Source organism: Bacteroidales bacterium, from assembly GCA_031275285.1.
Lineage (GTDB): Bacteria > Bacteroidota > Bacteroidia > Bacteroidales > UBA4181 > JAIRLS01.
In genome coordinates this window covers 38,140-57,412 of record JAISOY010000211.1, presented here as the reverse complement: position 1 = coordinate 57,412, position 19,273 = coordinate 38,140, and the positions used below count along the sequence as shown (strand labels likewise).

The 19,273-nt window shown below is 41.9% G+C and carries 17 protein-coding genes; 8 read left to right on the top strand and 9 right to left on the bottom strand.

The annotated features are described in order from the left end of the window. Positions 1–9: 9 nt before the first annotated feature. From LBQ60_20995 to LBQ60_20985, 3 genes are read left to right on the top strand one after another with little or no spacing between them, the layout of a single operon-like run. Positions 10–747, top strand: coding sequence for a DUF4129 domain-containing protein (locus LBQ60_20995; GenBank protein ID MDR2040401.1), 738 nt, complete (start codon positions 10–12; stop codon positions 745–747). After that, positions 744–1,934, top strand: a complete 1,191-nt coding sequence (locus LBQ60_20990; GenBank protein ID MDR2040400.1) for a hypothetical protein — start codon at positions 744–746, stop codon at positions 1,932–1,934. The genes LBQ60_20995 and LBQ60_20990 overlap by 4 nt, the downstream gene beginning before the upstream one ends. Before the next feature lie 23 nt (positions 1,935–1,957). Next, on the top strand, positions 1,958–2,920 hold the full coding sequence (locus LBQ60_20985; GenBank protein ID MDR2040399.1) for a MoxR family ATPase: 963 nt from the start codon (positions 1,958–1,960) through the stop codon (positions 2,918–2,920). Here the strand turns inward: LBQ60_20985 and LBQ60_20980 are convergent, their stop codons facing one another. From LBQ60_20980 to LBQ60_20960, 5 genes are all read right to left on the bottom strand, one after another. Next, entirely contained in the window at positions 2,921–3,586 is a 666-nt protein-coding gene (locus tag LBQ60_20980; GenBank protein ID MDR2040398.1) for a CBS domain-containing protein, read from the bottom strand. It abuts the gene before it with no gap. Between the two features lie 87 nt (positions 3,587–3,673). After that, complete coding sequence (gene deoC, locus LBQ60_20975; GenBank protein ID MDR2040397.1) at positions 3,674–4,381, bottom strand: deoxyribose-phosphate aldolase; 708 nt, start codon at positions 4,379–4,381, stop codon at positions 3,674–3,676. A gap of 13 nt (positions 4,382–4,394) precedes the next feature. After that, positions 4,395–4,628, bottom strand: coding sequence for a hypothetical protein (locus tag LBQ60_20970; protein ID MDR2040396.1), 234 nt, complete (start codon positions 4,626–4,628; stop codon positions 4,395–4,397). Positions 4,629–4,744: 116 nt separating this feature from the next. Then, the gene (gene xrtN / locus LBQ60_20965) at positions 4,745–6,103 is read right to left on the bottom strand and encodes an exosortase N (GenBank protein ID MDR2040395.1); all 1,359 of its coding nucleotides are present in this window, start codon (positions 6,101–6,103) and stop codon (positions 4,745–4,747) included. A gap of 11 nt (positions 6,104–6,114) precedes the next feature. Beyond that, positions 6,115–8,622, bottom strand: a complete 2,508-nt coding sequence (locus LBQ60_20960) for an XrtN system VIT domain-containing protein (protein ID MDR2040394.1) — start codon at positions 8,620–8,622, stop codon at positions 6,115–6,117. Positions 8,623–9,222: 600 nt separating this feature from the next. On the opposite strand from LBQ60_20960, the gene LBQ60_20955 reads away from it, so the two are divergent. The 5 genes from LBQ60_20955 (at position 9,223) to LBQ60_20935 (ending at position 13,210) form a co-directional block, all read left to right on the top strand. Continuing rightward, positions 9,223–9,906, top strand: coding sequence for a 4Fe-4S binding protein (locus tag LBQ60_20955; protein MDR2040393.1), 684 nt, complete (start codon positions 9,223–9,225; stop codon positions 9,904–9,906). Next, positions 9,903–10,427 carry a nitroreductase family protein gene (locus LBQ60_20950; GenBank protein MDR2040392.1) on the top strand — a complete coding sequence of 175 codons (525 nt, stop codon included), beginning with the start codon at positions 9,903–9,905 and terminating at the stop codon, positions 10,425–10,427. The genes LBQ60_20955 and LBQ60_20950 overlap by 4 nt, the downstream gene beginning before the upstream one ends. A 237-nt stretch (positions 10,428–10,664) precedes the next feature. Further along, on the top strand, positions 10,665–11,624 hold the full coding sequence (locus LBQ60_20945) for a L,D-transpeptidase (GenBank protein MDR2040391.1): 960 nt from the start codon (positions 10,665–10,667) through the stop codon (positions 11,622–11,624). 44 nt (positions 11,625–11,668) lie between these two features. Continuing rightward, positions 11,669–12,340, top strand: a complete 672-nt coding sequence (locus LBQ60_20940) for a murein L,D-transpeptidase catalytic domain family protein (protein MDR2040390.1) — start codon at positions 11,669–11,671, stop codon at positions 12,338–12,340. Between the two features lie 27 nt (positions 12,341–12,367). Beyond that, positions 12,368–13,210 (top strand): prolyl oligopeptidase family serine peptidase, encoded by an 843-nt coding sequence (locus LBQ60_20935; GenBank protein MDR2040389.1) that lies wholly within the window; start codon positions 12,368–12,370, stop codon positions 13,208–13,210. 42 nt (positions 13,211–13,252) lie between these two features. Here the strand turns inward: LBQ60_20935 and LBQ60_20930 are convergent, their stop codons facing one another. From LBQ60_20930 to LBQ60_20915, 4 genes are all read right to left on the bottom strand, one after another. After that, positions 13,253–14,206 carry a hypothetical protein gene (locus LBQ60_20930; GenBank protein MDR2040388.1) on the bottom strand — a complete coding sequence of 318 codons (954 nt, stop codon included), beginning with the start codon at positions 14,204–14,206 and terminating at the stop codon, positions 13,253–13,255. Positions 14,207–14,394: 188 nt separating this feature from the next. Beyond that, entirely contained in the window at positions 14,395–16,587 is a 2,193-nt protein-coding gene (locus LBQ60_20925) for a glutamine synthetase III (protein ID MDR2040387.1), read from the bottom strand. Positions 16,588–16,789: 202 nt separating this feature from the next. Continuing rightward, complete coding sequence (gene asnA, locus LBQ60_20920) at positions 16,790–17,821, bottom strand: aspartate--ammonia ligase (GenBank protein MDR2040386.1); 1,032 nt, start codon at positions 17,819–17,821, stop codon at positions 16,790–16,792. 74 nt (positions 17,822–17,895) lie between these two features. After that, a complete protein-coding gene (locus tag LBQ60_20915; protein MDR2040385.1) occupies positions 17,896–19,269 on the bottom strand; it encodes an ammonium transporter in 1,374 nt (457 codons plus the stop codon). Between the last annotated feature and the right edge of the window lie 4 nt (positions 19,270–19,273).

The window sequence follows — 19,273 nt, the reverse complement described above, 5'->3', positions numbered from 1 at the left end:
TTGTCTGATTTGTGTAAATATACTGTATTCCTGGTTCTGGTTGCTTTATTCCTGCTGCCGGATGCAGCTGTATCTATGGAAATACAGGATCCAAATGATATTTCCGCCCCAATCGTTTCGACAGACCATTCCCCGGTTACTGTCCGGCTACCGGATGAAGCATCCCTGGATCGTTTCCGGCGAAATCCCGAATTCAGGTATACCAGGGATGTCCAATATCCTACCACTTTCTGGGAACATGTTAAATATTATCTGCAAAAATGGCTCCGGAGCGTATTTGACTCGGATGTATCCGGAAAATGGACCAAACGGATTTTGATCATCCTGTTGGTTGTTGCAGCTGTTTTTGTCCTGCTTAAAATGCTGAAAATAGACACATCCGGAATCTTCTTCAGTTCCCCGGAAACAATCGACCTTTCGGATAAGACGATCGATCAGGATATCCGTACCGCCCAACTGGACAAGATGCTTGAAAAAGCACTGGACCAGCAACAATACCGGCTGGCCGTACGCCTCACCTATCTGATCATGTTAAAACTATTGTCTGATGCCGGACAAATACACTGGCAGCCGGACAAAACCAATCGTTCTTACCTGGGTGAGATCAACCGTGAAAAACTTCGTAATCCGTTTGCAGAACTTACCCGGCAATATGAATATGTCTGGTATGGAGATTTTGATATTACCGAGAAACATTATGCTGATGTAGCAGACAATTATCATCAATTGAAAGGATTACTGTCATGACAAAAAACGAGATCAAATATGTCGTAATCCTGGTCCTGATATTTGCGGCTGCAGTCCTTTTTGAGGTATACCGGCCCAAACCCATTAACTGGTCGAGAACATTATCCAATAATGATAAAATTCCATTCGGCACCCACGTCCTGTACAATCTGATGGGTGAGGTATTCCCCGGGCAGGAAATCATAGAAGCACGGGTTCCGGCATACAATTTCCTGGAAAAGGACAGCACTTTGGAAGCCCATTATATTTTTATCTGCAATAATCTATCCCTGGACGAACTCGATACAAAAAGCCTGTTGAATTTTATATCAAAAGGAAATTCTGTATTCATTGCCACCCAGTACATGCATTCGGGAAGCATGCTTTCCGATAGTCTCCATTTCCTGATCAATGACACACTGGCACAGGCATTGCGTGACACATCCGTCACCTTCACCCATCCGGAACTGAATACCCGGCCATATAGTTTTCAGAAAACCTCGAACATCCTCTTTTTTGAACCGGACTCCTTGTCAAAATATACCATACTTGGAAAAAACACAATAGCTAAACCTAATTTTATCAGGATCGATCATGGAAAAGGAAACATTTACCTGCATCTTTTACCTTTGGCTTTTTCCAATTACTATGTCCTGAACGATACCACTTCCGATTATGCCTTTAAAGCATTATCATATTTACCTCCCGGAAAAACGGTTATCTGGGATGAATATCTGAAACAGGGAAGAGCCGGCGCAACAAGCCTATTGCATGTAGTCATGCAGCGACCTCAAATGCGTTGGGCGTATTACACAAGCATATTCGGCATATTGTTCTTTATCCTGATCGAAGGGAAACGTCGTCAACGGATCATTCCGGTAGTACGTCCGCTCAGGAATACCACCCTCGACTTTTTGAATGTTGTCAGCCGGCTGTATTATCAAAAACAGGATCATCAAAGCATTGCCAGAAAAAAGATCACTTTTTTCCTGGAACAGGTACGCAACCTGTACCACTTACCAACCCATACCCTGGATGAAGAATTTACACATATGCTTTCCCTGAAATCGGGCTATCCTCAAGACAAGACGCAATATCTGGTATGGAAAATCGAACAGGTCGGAAAACAAAACAGCCTGACTGCCGATGAATTGGAAAAACTGAACAAAACCCTAGAAGATTTTCATGAAAGTACCTTACATCACTGATATTAATCTCAAATAAAACAGATATGTTTGAAGCACGCATTGATTTTTCACAATTGAACGAACGGATACAATCGGCCAGGGAATCCATTGGCAAACTGATTGTGGGTCAGCAACAGATGATAGACTTATTGCTGGTCGCTATTTTATCAGAAGGCCATGTACTGATTGAAGGAGTTCCCGGTGTGGCTAAAACCCTTTCGGCGAAACTCCTTGCTGAGATCGTTGATGCCGGATTCAGCCGGATACAATTTACACCGGATTTAATGCCTTCGGATGTAACAGGATCGTCTGTATATCTTCCTGCCAAAGGCATTTTTGAATTCAGGAACGGACCGGTATTCGCCAATATCATCCTTACCGACGAGATCAACCGTGCCCCGGCCAAAACCCAGGCCGCATTATTTGAGGTAATGGAAGAACGTCAGGTAACTTATGATGGCGTCACCTATCCGATGTCGTATCCGTTCATGGTAGTTGCCACACAAAATCCTATTGACCAGGAAGGTACTTACCGGCTTCCGGAAGCGCAACTGGATCGTTTCATGTTTAAAATCCTGGTGAGTTATCCTGATACAGTTCAGGAAGTTGAAATCATGCAACGCCACAATAACGGGTTATTTGCACAAACCACCGATCTTCCCAAAGTACTGAATGCCGATATTATCCGGAATCTGCGTTCCTCGATTCAATCGGTATATGTAAAACCGGATTTATTGGAATATATTGCCCAGATAGTTGCTGCAACCAGAGGAAACCCAGCTTTGTACCTGGGTGCTTCCCCACGTGCCTCTATAGCTTTATTGAATGGGACAAAAGCCTGGGCTGCCATGCAGGGACGTGACTTCATTACCCCTGAAGATATCCAGGAACTGGCTTATCCTGTTCTCCGGCACAGGATCATGCTTTCTCCCGAAAAAGAAATGGAAGGCTCCAGCCCGGACGATATGGTCAGACAGATCATCCAGAAGATAGAAGTTCCCAGATAATCAAACGTTCATATACATCATGAACTGATCATAGTTGTTGCGTAATATATCCTCATTATCGTTCCTGCTCTGGAATGAGGCTTTAATGGTATAGTCATAACGCAAAAAAGTCTGGATAATGGATGTCAGATCCGTGCGGTCGACCTTAAGTATTACCTCCATTTTGACAGAATCAGACGGTGTGGTTACATAACAGCTAAGTATTTTTGCATCATTCTCTTCAATAATAGTTGCCATCTGTGATAACAGGTAATCTTTGGTATTTACTTCCAGCACCAGGATCCCTCCCGGATTTTTTACAGCCGCCAGGTCCCCGAATGACTGGATCAGCTGACGCTGGCTGATGATCCCCAAATATTTATTTTTCTCTGTAAGTACAGGCACAGCAGTAAGGTCAAGACGCGAAACGAGTTCTATCACTTCATACAGGTGCTGGTGCTCATATACAAAAGGAGAAAAAGGGGGAATCTGATGTTTTTCAATAGGATCGTCGACCATGTCCTGATCATAAATGTCCACATCGGACAACAAACCCAAAAAGTCACCGTTAGAGACGACAGGCAAATGTGAAATACGAAAAATATCCATCCAGTGGAGTGCTTTCATTCCAGTATCAGATGGACTTAACGAAGGTATTACTTCTGATATGAGATCCTTAGCGAGCATAAATCAGGTGATTGGTTCTCCAAAGGTATAAATAATAATCCTGAATTCAGGAATATCAAAAAAACATTCTTATTGTTGGGTTATTTTTTAAGATATTTCTGTCTTTAACTTCCGGTAGGCTTCTACAATAGATACACTTCCTGAAGTTCCGAGGCGACTGGCTCCTGCTTTGATCATGGCCAGCGCAGTTGTAAGATCCCGGATCCCGCCGGAAGCTTTTATACCAACCTGCTCCCCTACCACACGGCGCATCAGTTTGATATCTTCAATCGTAGCTCCGCCCGTTCCGAACCCGGTGGATGTTTTCACATAATCTGCGCCTGCATCGACCGCTATCCGGCAAACCTTTTCTTTTTCTTCATCCGTCAGATAACAGGTTTCCAATATTACCTTACAAATGGCTTGATGTTCCTTACAGACTAATACGACACTTTCGATTTCCTGTATAACGGTATTGAATTGTCCTTTTTGTAATGCCCGGTTATTGATCACCATATCTATGTCAACGGCTCCCCTGTCAACGGCATCCCTGGTCTCAAACACTTTACTTTCCGTACTGTTTTGTCCTAATGGAAAACCGATCACAGTACCGATGCGTATACTTGATCCGGACAATAGCTGCTTACAGGTATCGATTTCAGACGGGTGTACCATCACTGTAGAAAATTGATATTCAATCGCCTCTGAACACAACTGTTCAATATCCCCGGCTGTCCCGTAAGCTTTCAAAAAAGTATGATCGATCATAGCAGCCAGTTGATCTGCCGATAAACGGTTGATTATTTCATTCATCATTGATTGTTTCCTTTCACCAACAAAAATATTTCCATGCATTATTCTTTAAAGCCTGCAACTCGTTCCCGATAGCTGTTACGGAATATGTTTTTCCTGAACGGACTACTGATTTTGGAATAATGATCTTTCTGGTATAATTATTTGTGATGACTTTCACCTGATTGATTCCGGTTGTTTCATACTTAATTCCGTTCACGGTAAATTCCTGTGCTATTGCTGCTGTAGCAAAAAACAGGAAAAACTCCATAGCATTATTCTTTTATCCTTCTTAAATATCTGTTATGGAAAACTACCGTAGTCCATTAAACAAATATAATGATTTTAGAGGAAAAATCCAAGACCTATTTTTTAAAGAACAAACAGCTAAAAACGAAATGCTACAACTTCATGGGCAAGGCCGATCATTTCTGATATTCCGGACTCCAGTTCTTCTTTGCTGGCTACTGTTACGTTTACCAAAGAGTAAGGATGAGCGCCTTTGAGCATATCCCAGCGCCAATGCAGCTGGCTGTTGGTCATCGAATACCCGTTCGTATACCACCATGCCGTATACAGGACATCCTGCCCGTTATAAAGTATTCCTGTATATATGGAAAAGTCACCCCGAACAGTTTCCTGAACCTGGGTGATAGTATAGCCGCTACCTTTCCAGCATATCATCGGATTATGTTCGGTATCGCAAAACCACCGGATACGTTTCACATATACCAGTGAATTATTGTTCTCCAGTTTAAAAATACCCTGTGAGTGCCGGGTAGTTTCATAACCGGGTACATGCATTGTTTGCAGTTCACCAGATATTTTTTTGTCCGAAACATGTAATGTTGCCATCCATAACAACAGGCAACAAGCAATCTGAACAGGTATGTAGAAAAGTTTTCCGGTATTTTTCCGGAAAATACGATTGTCCTCTTTACTTTGCTTTCCGAGTTTCATCATCATTAACCGGCTGATGATCCAAGCAGGCAAGATCACCTGTACCGAAAAACAAATGATCCCGACGATATCGTGCATGATTGTTTCAGGCATCACCTGAAACAACACCAATACCATCATTCTGATAAGATTAGAAAATACATTCAAGAGGAGAATGATCAATAAATACAAGCAGACACCCCATACCGGAAGTTCTTTTTTGCACTGTTTCTGATAAAAACCAAGCAGGAGTACCCCGACAAGAAAAGAAGTGGTCAACATACTGAGCCCCATACAAGCCGGATCTACTGTAAAATCGACTCCATCAAAAACAATCGTATTGCCGGCTATTACGACCGGAACCCCTGCCAGGCCGAATAAATATCCACAAACAGAAGTCAGCCATATCCGAACAGGAAAACTAAAAGTATTCAATAAATAGCTGGTAATAGGCATGACCAAAACCGCTACGACAACAGTCAGAAAATTGATCCGCCCAAAACGTGATTCTACCAGAAAAAGCAAAACAGAGATCAGGGCGAAGTAAATAAATGTATGCACCGGAACATAAAATGAGAGAAGCATAAACGATACGGCCACTATCGCAAAACGGAAAGATCCTTTTTTCCGGGAATTTATCTTTATGGCAAAAGGGATCACGATTACACCCAAAGCCAGATTGAATAACTGGGCAGACAGATATTCACGAAAGAACAAGATGACAAGCAATATACAGGAAAAAACAGATAAGACAAAGATGATCTTACCAGCGCTCCATAGATTAAATTGTTTCAACAATGCGACCATCAATACCGCAATTATATTTTTCTGATCAAAAAGTCAGGATTCTTTTTACGGATATACAGATAACACGTCACGGCTATTACAATGAGTAATAATGCCCATTCGTGAGGCTCAGGTATGGCACCCTTCGATTTTTTCGATGCGTTCTTCAGGCTATTGTCTGCATCTGTAATGCCAAAACGTTCGTAATCCTTCTGGGATTCCAGCACAACAAGACTCGAGACCGGCGAAACGACATAGGCTTGCCGGGCTTCTTCCACCATTTCTTCGGTAAGTGTTGAAACCGAGTTCCAACTGCCGGCATAACGGAACATGATATGGTTGTAAGCAAACAAACGCATCAGGTGGTCGGGAGCATTTCCTGTTAAAGACCCGGATTGTTTGATGATATTAATTCCCGCATCGTGTACCGCCACCTGATGATCATTTTCAAGCGAAGCCTGCAAAAAAACAGATTGTTTCATTGTTTTATATACATCCTCAATATTTCCTTTCCGATAATTCAATAACCGGTATTCCCGGAGAGTTTTCAGGTATGGAGACAATGTTTCTCCTATGTCCAGAAAATATACAGATTGTTCCGGATGTAATGCAGATTTCATTTTTCTGAAAAAGCGACTATCCTTTAAATCGGATAAATTGGGAGAAGCGGAAGTACTCTTGCTTATCAGCAGGCTTTGGTCCGTTTTATTAATCAGGTGAACCGGGAAAAGAGAAAACTGAAGCTTACTCAAATCACGATATACCTCGTCTTTATTTCCTGAATTTACCGTAACCATTTCCTGACCGTTGAATACCTTTACTTTTCTGCCATCCGAAGCATTCCACACAGCATCGAATTCTTTTTTGCTCCATGAGCGGTTTACATCCAGATACACTTCTTTTATATCAACCTGCACTTCCTTTGACTGAAGTTCCTGTATATGATAGCAATGTGCATCAAAACAGAAGGGCTCGACGGATAAACCAGGATCATCCATAGAAATTGTCCAGTTGCTCTTGTACCTGCTTTTCCGTTTACTTTCCAGACCTGTGTGGTTTTTTCCCATAAACGGCGGATATTTCAACTGTAGAGGTTCATCCATAAATCGGACATGGATGGTTTCTCTTGCTTTACTGCAGTCGGTACCTTCAAAATAAACGGGTTCATACACGAGCTTTGTTTCTTTTTTCCTTAAAGGGGACGTAATACCTATTTTAAATACCCGTTCTTCTTTTGATGTGACCGGAAAAACACGCACGCTTACAGTTGACCCCTCCTGCCAATGCACCAATGACGGGTCCCGGGCCTCCACACCTACGATTGTCCGGTATGCCGAATCGGCTTTACCCTTAGTGGTCAGTATCCCTTTTTCCTCTTCACCGTTGATCCATAAAGAAAGTGAAGTCACTACCGAACCTTCGGGCAAATGAAAAGTATATACGGCTTCACCGGTATCCCGCCATCCGATCCGGGTATTCCTGAGCATGATGATTTGCTCTGTATACGCCATACGAAATTGAGGCCATATCTGTATGGAAGAGTTCACATAAGTGGTTTTGATCCCCTCATCGCTCCATAATCGTTCGGTTGCCTGATGACGCGAATCGTAGATACTTTCCAGTATTTTTATTTTTTCTTCGTCATTAAGACGGGGTTGTCCGGCGACGAGTGCCGCCACAACAATGAACGGATCATGCAGCTGCTGCTCTGTAAATCCCGTAGAAAAACGGAAGTTGGAAAGGTTTAGTGTGTTAAAATCGGGTAAAACGTAAGTAAGTCCTACCTTCAATGCTTTATTGGTAATGTTATTCCTGGGGATACGCTGGGATACCCTGACCCAGGCCGGCAATGTTACATCATCTTCAGCAAATGACTCCTGATAAGTATCATTAATGCCATTGACCACCGAAGCCCACCGGAAGGTAAATATGATTGCCAGGATAAGTACCAATCCGCTCCCGGCATACAAACCCTTTACTGCCATTTCGCCTTTCCGGGTATAACGGAATATCCATATAAAAATAAATATCAAAAAAAGTAATGGAACAAAACTATGCAAAGAAATTCCCAACACCCAGAAAAGAAACGCACTGACCGGATATGCGGGAATCAGGTAAATACCCAGATAGAAAAACACAACTATTCCCACCCCGACCAATGTCAATACCAGCCATTGAAAATAACGGTTCATCCCCCTGAATCCCGCCAATGATAAACAGGCCAACGAGACCAACACAAGCACAAGGAAAAACCATAGCGGAGAGGTATCGAACAGATTCATAAACCTGTTCAAAGAATAAGCACTGATCAGCGATAACACCAGAACAGGAAAGATGCGGAAGAAACGGAATGTCTTGCGGAAAAATATAACTGAAATGGCCAAATACACCCATGCAATGGCTGTAAAAATATAATTCACAAAAAAAAGCCCCAGCGTAGCATCCCCCTCTACATTCATTCCGGCTAAATAAACAAGAAAACTAACAAAAATAAAGCCCAGTCCAACCAGATAAGGCTTGTCATTAATTATTTCTTTCATGTGTATTCACATTAATAAATTATTGTAATTAAAAGTACTTTTAAATGCAAAGTAAAGGTTTATTTTTTAATAAAATTAATTTTATTTACAGAAAAAAATATTTTGCCTAAAAATCAAATAATTACATATCAAATTGGCCAAGTTTATAATAACGTTGTTAAATCACTTTAATTTATCTTCATTACTTTTTGACGCCGCAAAAAGTAATCAAAAACGGCTTAACGATTTTAACGCGCTCCGCCTCCGGCTTCGCTTGAACGGAAAATCGTCAATATGGTATGCTTCGCATGAATAAAATGAACTGACCGATCGTTGTGACTTGACTAAGACATTGCTAACAAGCATTTAATAATTTTTCAATGCTAATTTTAACTACAGTTATTAAATTTCTTTTCTTCTTAAATATCAAGATTTTTTATCGGCATCATCGCCAAATAGCTGTTTCAGTAATGTTTTAGTTGTGCTGCTGTATTTCAATTTCTTTATTCATCAATCAATTTATCGTCATCCGGCCGTAAACCTATGTCAACAGAATTAACACAAATTATTTTTCAACATTCTTTACGATTGAATGATAATTTTCTAATTTAGCTTTCAATTATGGGGCAGCTTGACAAAAACATAATCAGGGAAATAGGAATTGCATCGGGGGCGTCCGTAGTGGGAATTACTCCCTCAGATCGTTTTACCAATGCAACAGTTGGTTTTTCTCCGGAAGATAAATTACCGGGATGCAAAACGGTGATCGTATTCGGATCACCGTTTCCACGGGAAGCATTATCAAAAACCACAATTGAATATACTTCCATCCGCAACGAAATGGTAGAAAAAATGAACCATACCGCAAAAGAAGCGGCAAAACAAGTCAAAGAAATGGGATACAAAACCAAAATAATAGGCGGATTGGGTGGGAAATGGGATAATGGCCGTTTCAGGGGACATATCTCATTAAAACATGCTGCAGAACTTGCCGGACTCGGATGTATTACACGCAATTACCTTTTAACCAATCCAGATTATGGAAATCTCCTATGGTTCAGCGCTATTTTAACCAATGCTCGGATCGAAGCAGATCAGATACTGGAATATGATATCTGTAAAGGATGTAATCTGTGCGTCGATGTTTGCCCTTCAGGGGCATTAAATGATCCGGCATTATTTGGTCAGAAAAATTGCTATAAAGTATGTTACAAAACAATAAAAGGCAAGTTGGAACTAAAATGCTTTGAATGCAGGAGAATATGTCCCCATCGTTTTGGAATCAATCAAAAACACCTCACATGAATTTTTTAGATTTAGCGAAACAGCGTTGTACTGTCAGGGCATTTATAGCACAGGCAATAGAAAAAGAAAAACTGGACTATATACTGCAGGCTGCCCGGGTCGCACCGACAGCCTGTAACAAACAACCACAAAGAATACTTGTTATCCAGGAGCCGGAAAACATCACAAAAGTCCAGAAAGCATACAAAACATTCGGCGCGCCATGCGTCATGATCATATGCAGGGATACGAGGGAGTCCCTGATACGGCCCTATGACAACAAATGTTCCGGGGACCTGGATATAGGAATCATCACAGACCATATGATGTTAGCAGCACGGGAAGTAGGCATAGGAAGTGTCATGGTCGGCCTGTTTGATCCGCATATCATTAGGAAGGAGTTTGACATCCCCGATTATATGGAAGCAACAGCATTACTCATCCTCGGTTATCCAAAAAATGATTTTTCAGATCCGAACCGTCATTCTGTTCTCCGCAAACCACTATCCGATCTGGTCATGATGGAAAATTGGAAAAATTGATCAAGCTGTAATTCAGCGTCTTGAAAGCGGAACGGTCACTTTTATATTCATACGCAAAATTACGGATTAAACCTATTTATAGGATTCATTTTATTGAAAACGGGTATTTTCTTTAAAGATTCAATACCTTTGCCCTGGTAATCATCACATACCAGAAAAATGCTACACCGGATAAAACCTATTCAAAAGATAATTGCACCATTACTGACAATAGTCTTATTATCAGAATCCTGTTCTGTGAAAACAATAAAAAGACTATCCCGGGAAACGAATGTTATATCTTTACCTGATCAAACAGATTCTCATACAGGGATAATTTCCAGAAAAATAGCTCCCATGACTGTAGAGATGGAAAAGGATTTCCTTTATGACCAATATACGCTACCGGACAGTTTTCCATATGAAAGTACCGTTCGCAAATTTCAATGGGATAAAATACGCAGGCATCTGGTATTCCTTGATTCAATCCAACAAGGAAACGTACGTTGGGGCATTTTACAAAATTACAGGAATATGAACGGGAAAGCGCCGGTAGTTAAAGTAAATCATAAAAATGAGTATAACAGCATATCCGATGCTTTCGGAGTCGACCAGAATCAATCGGTCCCTTTATTTTTTCCGGATAACCGGACGGTTGCGGAACGATATGGAAAAGACGGTTCGCTTGTTAAATATATTGCGGATACTGCCGGATTTACAAAAATAGATGTAATCAGTATTGAAGGAGAGTGGCTGGTTCCCAAAAAATATATCAGGCCGATCAATGATACGGTCATCTTCAAAAAAGCCATTTTCGTTGACCGTACCAATCAAAATATCACAGTGCTTGAAAAAGTGGGTGCAATATGGTTGATAAGAAGTATGAATCCGGCAACTACGGGTCGCCGTAAACCGCCTTTTGAACGCGCAACCCCTACCGGAATTTTTGTAATCCAGGGGAAAAAAGGCCAGATGTTTTTTTATAAAGACGGGACTACGGAAATAGGCGGATTCGCACCTTATGCCAGTCGTTTTTCCAATGGAGGATACATACATGGGGTTCCGGTAAATCTTCCACACACAGAGATCATTGAATATATCCCGACACTCGGAACAACTCCCCGTTCACATATGTGTGTACGGAATGCCACCTCGCATGCCAGGTTCATTTTTGACTGGGCTCCTGTTGAAGAGACACTTGTTTTTGTTTTTGACTGAAATCAATTATAGGTATTTGGCACAAAAGTTGTTTTAATTGTGGCATGCAGAAATATTTTATCTTTTTTAGTGTATGGTTTCTTTGCTTGCCGATCAATTTTCTGTTGAGTAAAGAACGGGATTCAGAAGAATTGGTTTTATCAGAGAGTCAGCAACTTTATACAGAAATGGAGTTGGAGCATGTAGTCAATTATACGGCATTTGAATACGCTGTTACCGGGTATCAGAAATTAAATGCCAAAAACAAAGATGTGGTCACGTTGATTGACTTTTCAAAACCATCGACAGAGGAACGTCTTTATGTGTTGGACATGAAACAGAAAAAAATCCTGTATTCGACGCATGTATCGCACGGTAAGAATAGCGGCGGAAATTATGCCACCTCTTTTTCCAATGAAAGGGGATCGAATAAAAGTTCATTAGGTTTTTTTATCACTGAAAATACTTATCAGGGAAAACATGGCTACTCCCTGATTATTGACGGCCTTGAAAAAGGAATCAACGACCGTGCAAAAGAACGTGCTATCGTGATCCATAGCGCTACTTATGCCGACCCTTCCGTCATTGCTTCAGCAGGACGTTTGGGACGAAGTTTCGGTTGTCCGGCACTTCCCAAATCAATCAGCAAGACCATTATCGATACCATAAAAGAAGGGACTTTGATCTTCATCTATGCGGATGATCAGGATTATTTTGATCAAAGTACCATTCTGTAATCTGAAAAAAGCATATAATTATGTAAAATGAACGTATCCATAAAAAGGGCAGCCATTATTATTGCCTGTATATCGGTCTTACCATTAATACTGTCGGTAAAATCATGGAAACCGGATTATAGCCTATTCGAAAAAAAAGAATATGTGAAAGGAGAATATACCTTACCCTATCGTATACTATGGCCGGAAGATATGGAAGAAGGCAAATCATATCCGTTGTTTATTTTTCTACATGGAAAAGGCCTTTCCGGTAATGACAACGAAAGACAATTAAAACGTGGTGCAGAACTTTTTCTTGAACCGGAAAATCGTAAAAAATACCCGTCTATAGTGATATATCCACAGGCCCCAAAGAGAAGCGCCTTTGTAAACATCATGAGAAATGGAAAATCTGCTTTTTTTGTAGGAACAAGAAAACTGATGAGAGAAGAATCTAACCGTAATGAGATGGAAATATCCCTTTCCCCATACGGAGAGATGGTGTATGATATTATAAATCAACTCATAGTCGGTAATATTATAGATACCACCAGGATATATATAGGTGGGGTTTCCATGGGTGGATATACTACCTATCAAATGATTGCCGAATACCCTGACCTGTTTGCCGCCGCTGTAGCCATGTCGGCAGGAGCATCTCTTTCCAACGTTGAAAAATGGGCAGGTAAAGTGCCTATATGGATCATACATGGAGAAAAAGACCCGATGGTCCCTGTAGAAAATTCAAGATTGATCGTAAAAGAACTGGAAAAATTAGGCATCACAAACTTTCGTTATAGTGAATATGAAGGGATCAAGCATCACAGTTGGGAAGTCGCCTTTGAAGACCCCGGCTTCTTAGAATGGGTTTATACCAAGAGTAGAAAATAAAACCATATTATATCGGGAAGGCAGGCAATACCTGTCAGATGATTACCGGAATCCTGACCTGCTTGCTGTCATCATGGTATCAGGAGTATCTCTTTCCACTTTAAGACTGATCCCTCTTACCATGACAGCCGCATCAAAAATCCCCGGAACTTCCCATCCGAAGTTCATTTCTGTAAGTACCAAATCCGAAAGTGATGTCGCCGTAAAAACCCCTTTTTCCTGCATCGATTCAACCGCCCGCATCATCAATGGCAATAGATCCGTTTCAGCCTTATGCCACCTCATATCCTGAAAAGAGATATCGCCCCAGACAAGTATTTGGGGAACATTATAAATAAACATCTGTGTTCCTATATCCCAGGATATTAATTCCTTTTCACTCATCTTAGTATATCGGTAATCAAAAGAGGGAATACCGAACCAGATAGCGGAATTATAGTCTTCAGAGTTTTTATTGGTATTTTTTAAAATAAAATAAAGAGGCGTCTGGGCGGTGTGTAAGGCCTCGTTAAAATCTTCTTCACGCATCATATTAGTACACTTCACCAACTTCATTTCCATTGAAAAAAGTATTTTCCGGACTTCCCCGATGTTTACCCTTTTATTCAACTTTTGTTCGATCAGTAAATGCGGCCATGGTTCTCCATCCCGGCGGGGATGGTCATATTCAGTACTTGTTGTGATCTCCAGTAACAGGGATCCGTCATGATGCCTTGTAATTTTCTTGCCCTGATTACTGTATGATATGCTGTCCCTGTTTTTTTGAGTTATGGTACCTGCCAGGTCATATTTACTATACCATTGCGACATTTGCCAAACCGGTCGGGTATCCGGCTGATAAAAATAAAGGGTATCAGTATTTGCCTTATCTGCACCTTTTCGCTGGGTAATTTGTGGATCGAGCGGCGAAAGGGAAAAACCTTTTTCGAAAGTAATATCCCCGATCACCTCTTCCATAACATGGGAAGAATGATCGGAAACAACAGTTCTTTTCATTTTACAGCCTTGCAGGGAAATCAAAAAGAACAGAATAGGAATTAAGAGAAATTTTCCATCAGAAAATTGAAATAGCATACTTAAAACATCTACTTTTTAACACAATACTGAACGAAATGTATCAACTTTTCAATTAAAAATCCCGGCAGACTAATTCCTGCCGGGACGAAAAAATTGGTAAACTAACTCTATCGGATAAATAACAGTTCCCTGTATTTCGGCAGTGTCCACATTTCATTATCGACAATCAGCTCGAGTTTATCGATATGGTAGCGGATCTCGTCAAAGAACGGTTCTACTTCCCGGCAGTAAGTGACGGCTTTTTCACGCTCGTTTTCGATCCTGTTGGCCACTTTACGGGCTTCGATCATCTGATCGGTCTTTGTCTTAATAGTATTGATATGATGCGATATATCCTCTATCAGTTCAAAATCCTGTGCAGATACCGCCTTGGCTTTTTCAATATTGTCATATACTGATTGAATCTTGTATACATTATCGAGCAGCATTCCCTGATAACGGGTAGCCACCGGAATGATATGATTCATCGCCAGATCACCGAGCACACGTGCCTCTATCTGTATTTTCTTGGTATATACTTCCCATTTCACCTCATTACGTGCATGTAATTCCTTTTCACTCAACACATCTGCGGAAGTGAACATATCCACGGAACGGGGAGTAAGGTAGGCATCATAAATTACAGGCACACAGGTTTCACAATCGAGGCCGCGTTTCTTAGCTTCTTCTTTCCATTCGTCGCTGTAACCGTTACCGTCAAAACGAATGGGCTTCGATTCGATGATGTACTCACGGATCATTTTAAAGATGGCTTCGTCTTTCTTAGTTCCTTTGGCAATCAGCTCATCCACCGATTTTTTGAACTGGTTGAGCTGGTATGCCACAGCTGTGTTAAGTGCGATCATAGCGGAAGCACAGTTGGCGGACGAGCCTACCGCACGGAATTCGAAACGGTTCCCTGTAAAAGCAAAAGGTGACGTACGGTTACGATCGGTATTGTCTACCAAAATCTCGGGAATATGTGTTAAAGAAAGACGGGTTCCGGTTTTTTCGGTTACCTTGATGGTAGAGATCCCTTCACTAGATTCCAGTTTATCCAGTACTTTGGATATTTGCGAACCGAGGAATACGGAAATAATAGCCGGCGGGGCTTCGTTAGCGCCCAGACGGTGTGCATTGGTAGCCGACGATATGCTGGCTTTCAGCAATGCATTGTTTTTGTATACCGCCATTAACACATTTGCAAGGAAAGTGATGAACTGGAGGTTTTCGGAAGCATTTTTGCCGGGGCCAAGTAAGTTCACTCCGGTATCAGTACCCAACGACCAGTTATTGTGTTTCCCTGACCCATTGATGCCCTTAAAAGGTTTTTCATGCAGCAACACCTTGAAATTATGGTGTTCTGCAACTCTTTTCATGGTAGACATCAATAATAAGTTGTGGTCTACAGCTAAATTAGCTTCTTCATAAATCGGAGCAAGTTCAAACTGATTGGGAGCTACCTCGTTGTGACGTGTTTTTACAGGAATGCCGAGCTTATAGCATTCGTATTCCAGTTCACGCATGAATGCGGAAACCCGAGTAGGAATAGCACCGAAATAATGGTCTTCCAGCTGCTGGTTTTTGGCGCTTTCATGCCCCATCAGGGTACGTTCGGTCAGAAGCAAATCGGGACGAGCTGAATATAAGGCTTCATCCACCAGGAAATACTCCTGTTCCCAGCCCAGAAAAGAAGTTACTTTTCTGACACTGCGGTCGAAGTATTTACATACACCTGTTGCTGCTCTGTCTACTGCCTGAATAGCTTTCAGCAAGGGCAGTTTATAATCGAGCGATTCACCGGTATATGATATGAAAATGGTCGGGATACAGAGTGTATCGTCTATAATAAATGCGGGAGAAGAAGGATCCCATGCCGTATATCCGCGGGCTTCAAAAGTATTACGGATACCGCCGCTGGGGAAACTGGATGCATCGGGTTCCTGCTGTGCCAGGAGTTTTCCGGTAAATTCCTCAATTACTCCACCATTTCCATCAGGTTCCACGAATGCATCGTGTTTTTCAGCCGTACCATCGGTCAGGGGATGAAACCAGTGCGTATAGTGGGTAGCCCCCAGTTCCATGGCCCACATGCGCATACCTGCTGCTACGTGGTTGGCAATGCTACGTTCCAAGGGAACCCCTTTATCGATGGCATCCAACACCACTTTAAGCGTCTCCTTCGAAAGATATTTGCGCATCTGGTTGCGATCAAAAACAAGCGTTCCATAATAATCGGATGTTTTTTTGTCAGGAATAGGAACCTGAACGGCTTTCCTGCTGAAAGCTGTTTCTACTGCTTTGAATCTTAGATTAGACATGGTTTAAAATTTGATTTCAATGGTTAATGAAGACACGAATAACACAGATTACATGGATGTTCGCAAATATCGAAAACCGGATGCGCTGTTATTCTGCAAAAATACAAAACCAACAGCCATGAGTGCAAATTAGTAGACAACTTTTTCACACTGAACTTATAAACATCCCTGTTTCCCGCATATATCATGTTGTTTAAATATTTTATTTTAAAATAATGTGGTTGTCTGCACATTTTCTGATCATTTCCTCCGGCCAGATACTCGATTGTACTTCGCCGATATGGGCGCTGTGTAAAAGGTACATGCAAAGACGTGACTGTCCGATACCGCCGCCGATAGAGAGAGGTATCCTGTCTTCCATCAGGCTCTTGTGGAAAAGCAAGCCCAGCCGGTCCTCACATCCCCTGATCCTGAGTTGTTCCACCAAAGCGGTCTTATCCACACGGATGCCCATGGATGAGATTTCGAAAGCGCTTTTTAACAATGGATTCCAAAGGATAATATCTCCGTTGAGACCCTTGAAACCATTTTCACCAGGTGTACTCCAGTCGTCATAATCGGGCGAGCGTCCGTCATGTATCTTTCCGTCTGCCAGTTCTCCGCCGATACCGATAACAAATACAGCACCATACTTTTCTGCGATTTTGTTTTCGCGTTCTTTCGGAGACAACTGGGGATACAATTCCAACAACTCTTCACTGTGTATGAAATGGATATCATCCGGAAGCCATTGCCTGATATCTGGATAGGTATCATGTACCTTTTTTTCCGTAATACGAATAGCCTGATATATTTTCCGGACTATTTTTTTCAGGAAGCCGATGTTACGGTCTGCAGCGGTGATGGTACGCTCCCAGTCCCACTGGTCCACATATACGGAATGCAGGTTATCCAACACCTCTTCATCTGCCCGGATAGCATTCATATCGGTATAGAGTCCTTTCCCGGGTTCGATATTGTATGCACCGAGTTTCATGCGTTTCCACTTTGCCAGTGAATGAACGATTTCGGCACGTTGCCCGATGGCGGATATTTCAAACGATACCGGACGCTCCATTCCGTTCAGATTGTCATTGATACCTGTGCCTGATAGGACAAAAAGCGGGGCTGTTACCCTGCGTAGGGATAATGCCTGTGCCAACTCTTCCTGAAATGTGAGTTTGATCATCTTCACAGCTTCTTCCGTCTGCTGTACATCCAGTGTCGGATGATAATCTTTAGGGATACTTAACATTTTGTTAAATTTTAAAATTAAGAGATAAAAATTAAGAACTACTCAACTTTTCATTCTTAATTCTTAATTATTTATCAGTTATATGCTGTTTCACCATGTTCATAAATATCCAATCCTTCTTCTTCAACCCGTGGAGAGACCCGTATTCCGACCATTTTATCCACGATAATGAAAATGATATATGTAAAAACTGCACTATATGCGATGGCTGCTACAGTAGCAATGGTTTGCACCCAAAGCTGGTGCCAGTCTCCATACAATGCGCCCTGCTGTCCATCAGGACCGGTAATAAACTGTGTAGCAAATACTCCTGTAAGTATAGATCCGACAATCCCCCCCATACCATGCACACCAAAGGCATCTAAAGAATCATCATATTTATACTTTGATTTGACAAAAGCTACCATTAAAAAACAGACTATGGATGATACCGCCCCGATGACAAAAGCACCAAGGACACCGACTGTTCCTGCGGCAGGAGTAATGGCCACTAATCCCGCTACGGCTCCTGTACAAAGACCTACTGTTGTTGGTTTTTTGTGGTGTATCCAGTCTATTACCATCCATACGATTGCCGCAACTGCTGTCGCAATGTGTGTTACCAGAAAAGCATTTGCAGCCAGTCCGTCGGCAGCCAGCCCACTACCTGCATTGAACCCGAACCAGCCCAACCAGAGGAAGGTAGCTCCTAAAAAGACATAAGTGATGTTGTGAGGAGTGGTAGGGCGTCCATGTTTATAATCCTCGCGCTTCCCCAGCATAATCGCCATCACAAGTGCCGATATACCTGCATTGATATGAACGACCGTGCCTCCGGCAAAGTCGATGGCTCCCATTTCTCCGATCCAGCCTCCGCCCCATACCCAGTGCGCCATAGGATTGTATACCAGTATAGCCCAGAAAATGGTAAAGAGAAGAAATCCTGAGAACTTGATCCTCTCGGCAAAAGCTCCTACTATCAATGCGGGCGTAATTACGGCAAACATACATTGAAAAAGGGCAAACAGGATTTCAGGGATGTTTCCGCTCGTTAAGGTATCCAGTGTTATCCCGTTAAGGAAAACCTTGTCGAACCCTCCAATAATGAATCCCCATGGACTGCCTGATTCCATAAAGCCGGTCCCGAATACCCAACTGTACCCGAAAGCAACCCAAAGTATGCTGATTACCCCTACACAAACCAGACATTGCATAATGATGCTCAATACGTTCTTCTGACGTACCAAACCACCATAAAACAAGGCAAGCCCCGGTATCGTCATCAACATAACAAGAATAGTGGCGGTAAGTATCCATGCTGTATTGCCTGTATCCATCACCGGAACATCTTCAATTAGGACGACTTCTGTAACGTCAACAGTCGCGGGAGCCTGAGCCAATACCGAAAACGGTATGACCAACAAAACGATGAATAGAATTGTGATATATTTTGAAATACTATGTATCATGATT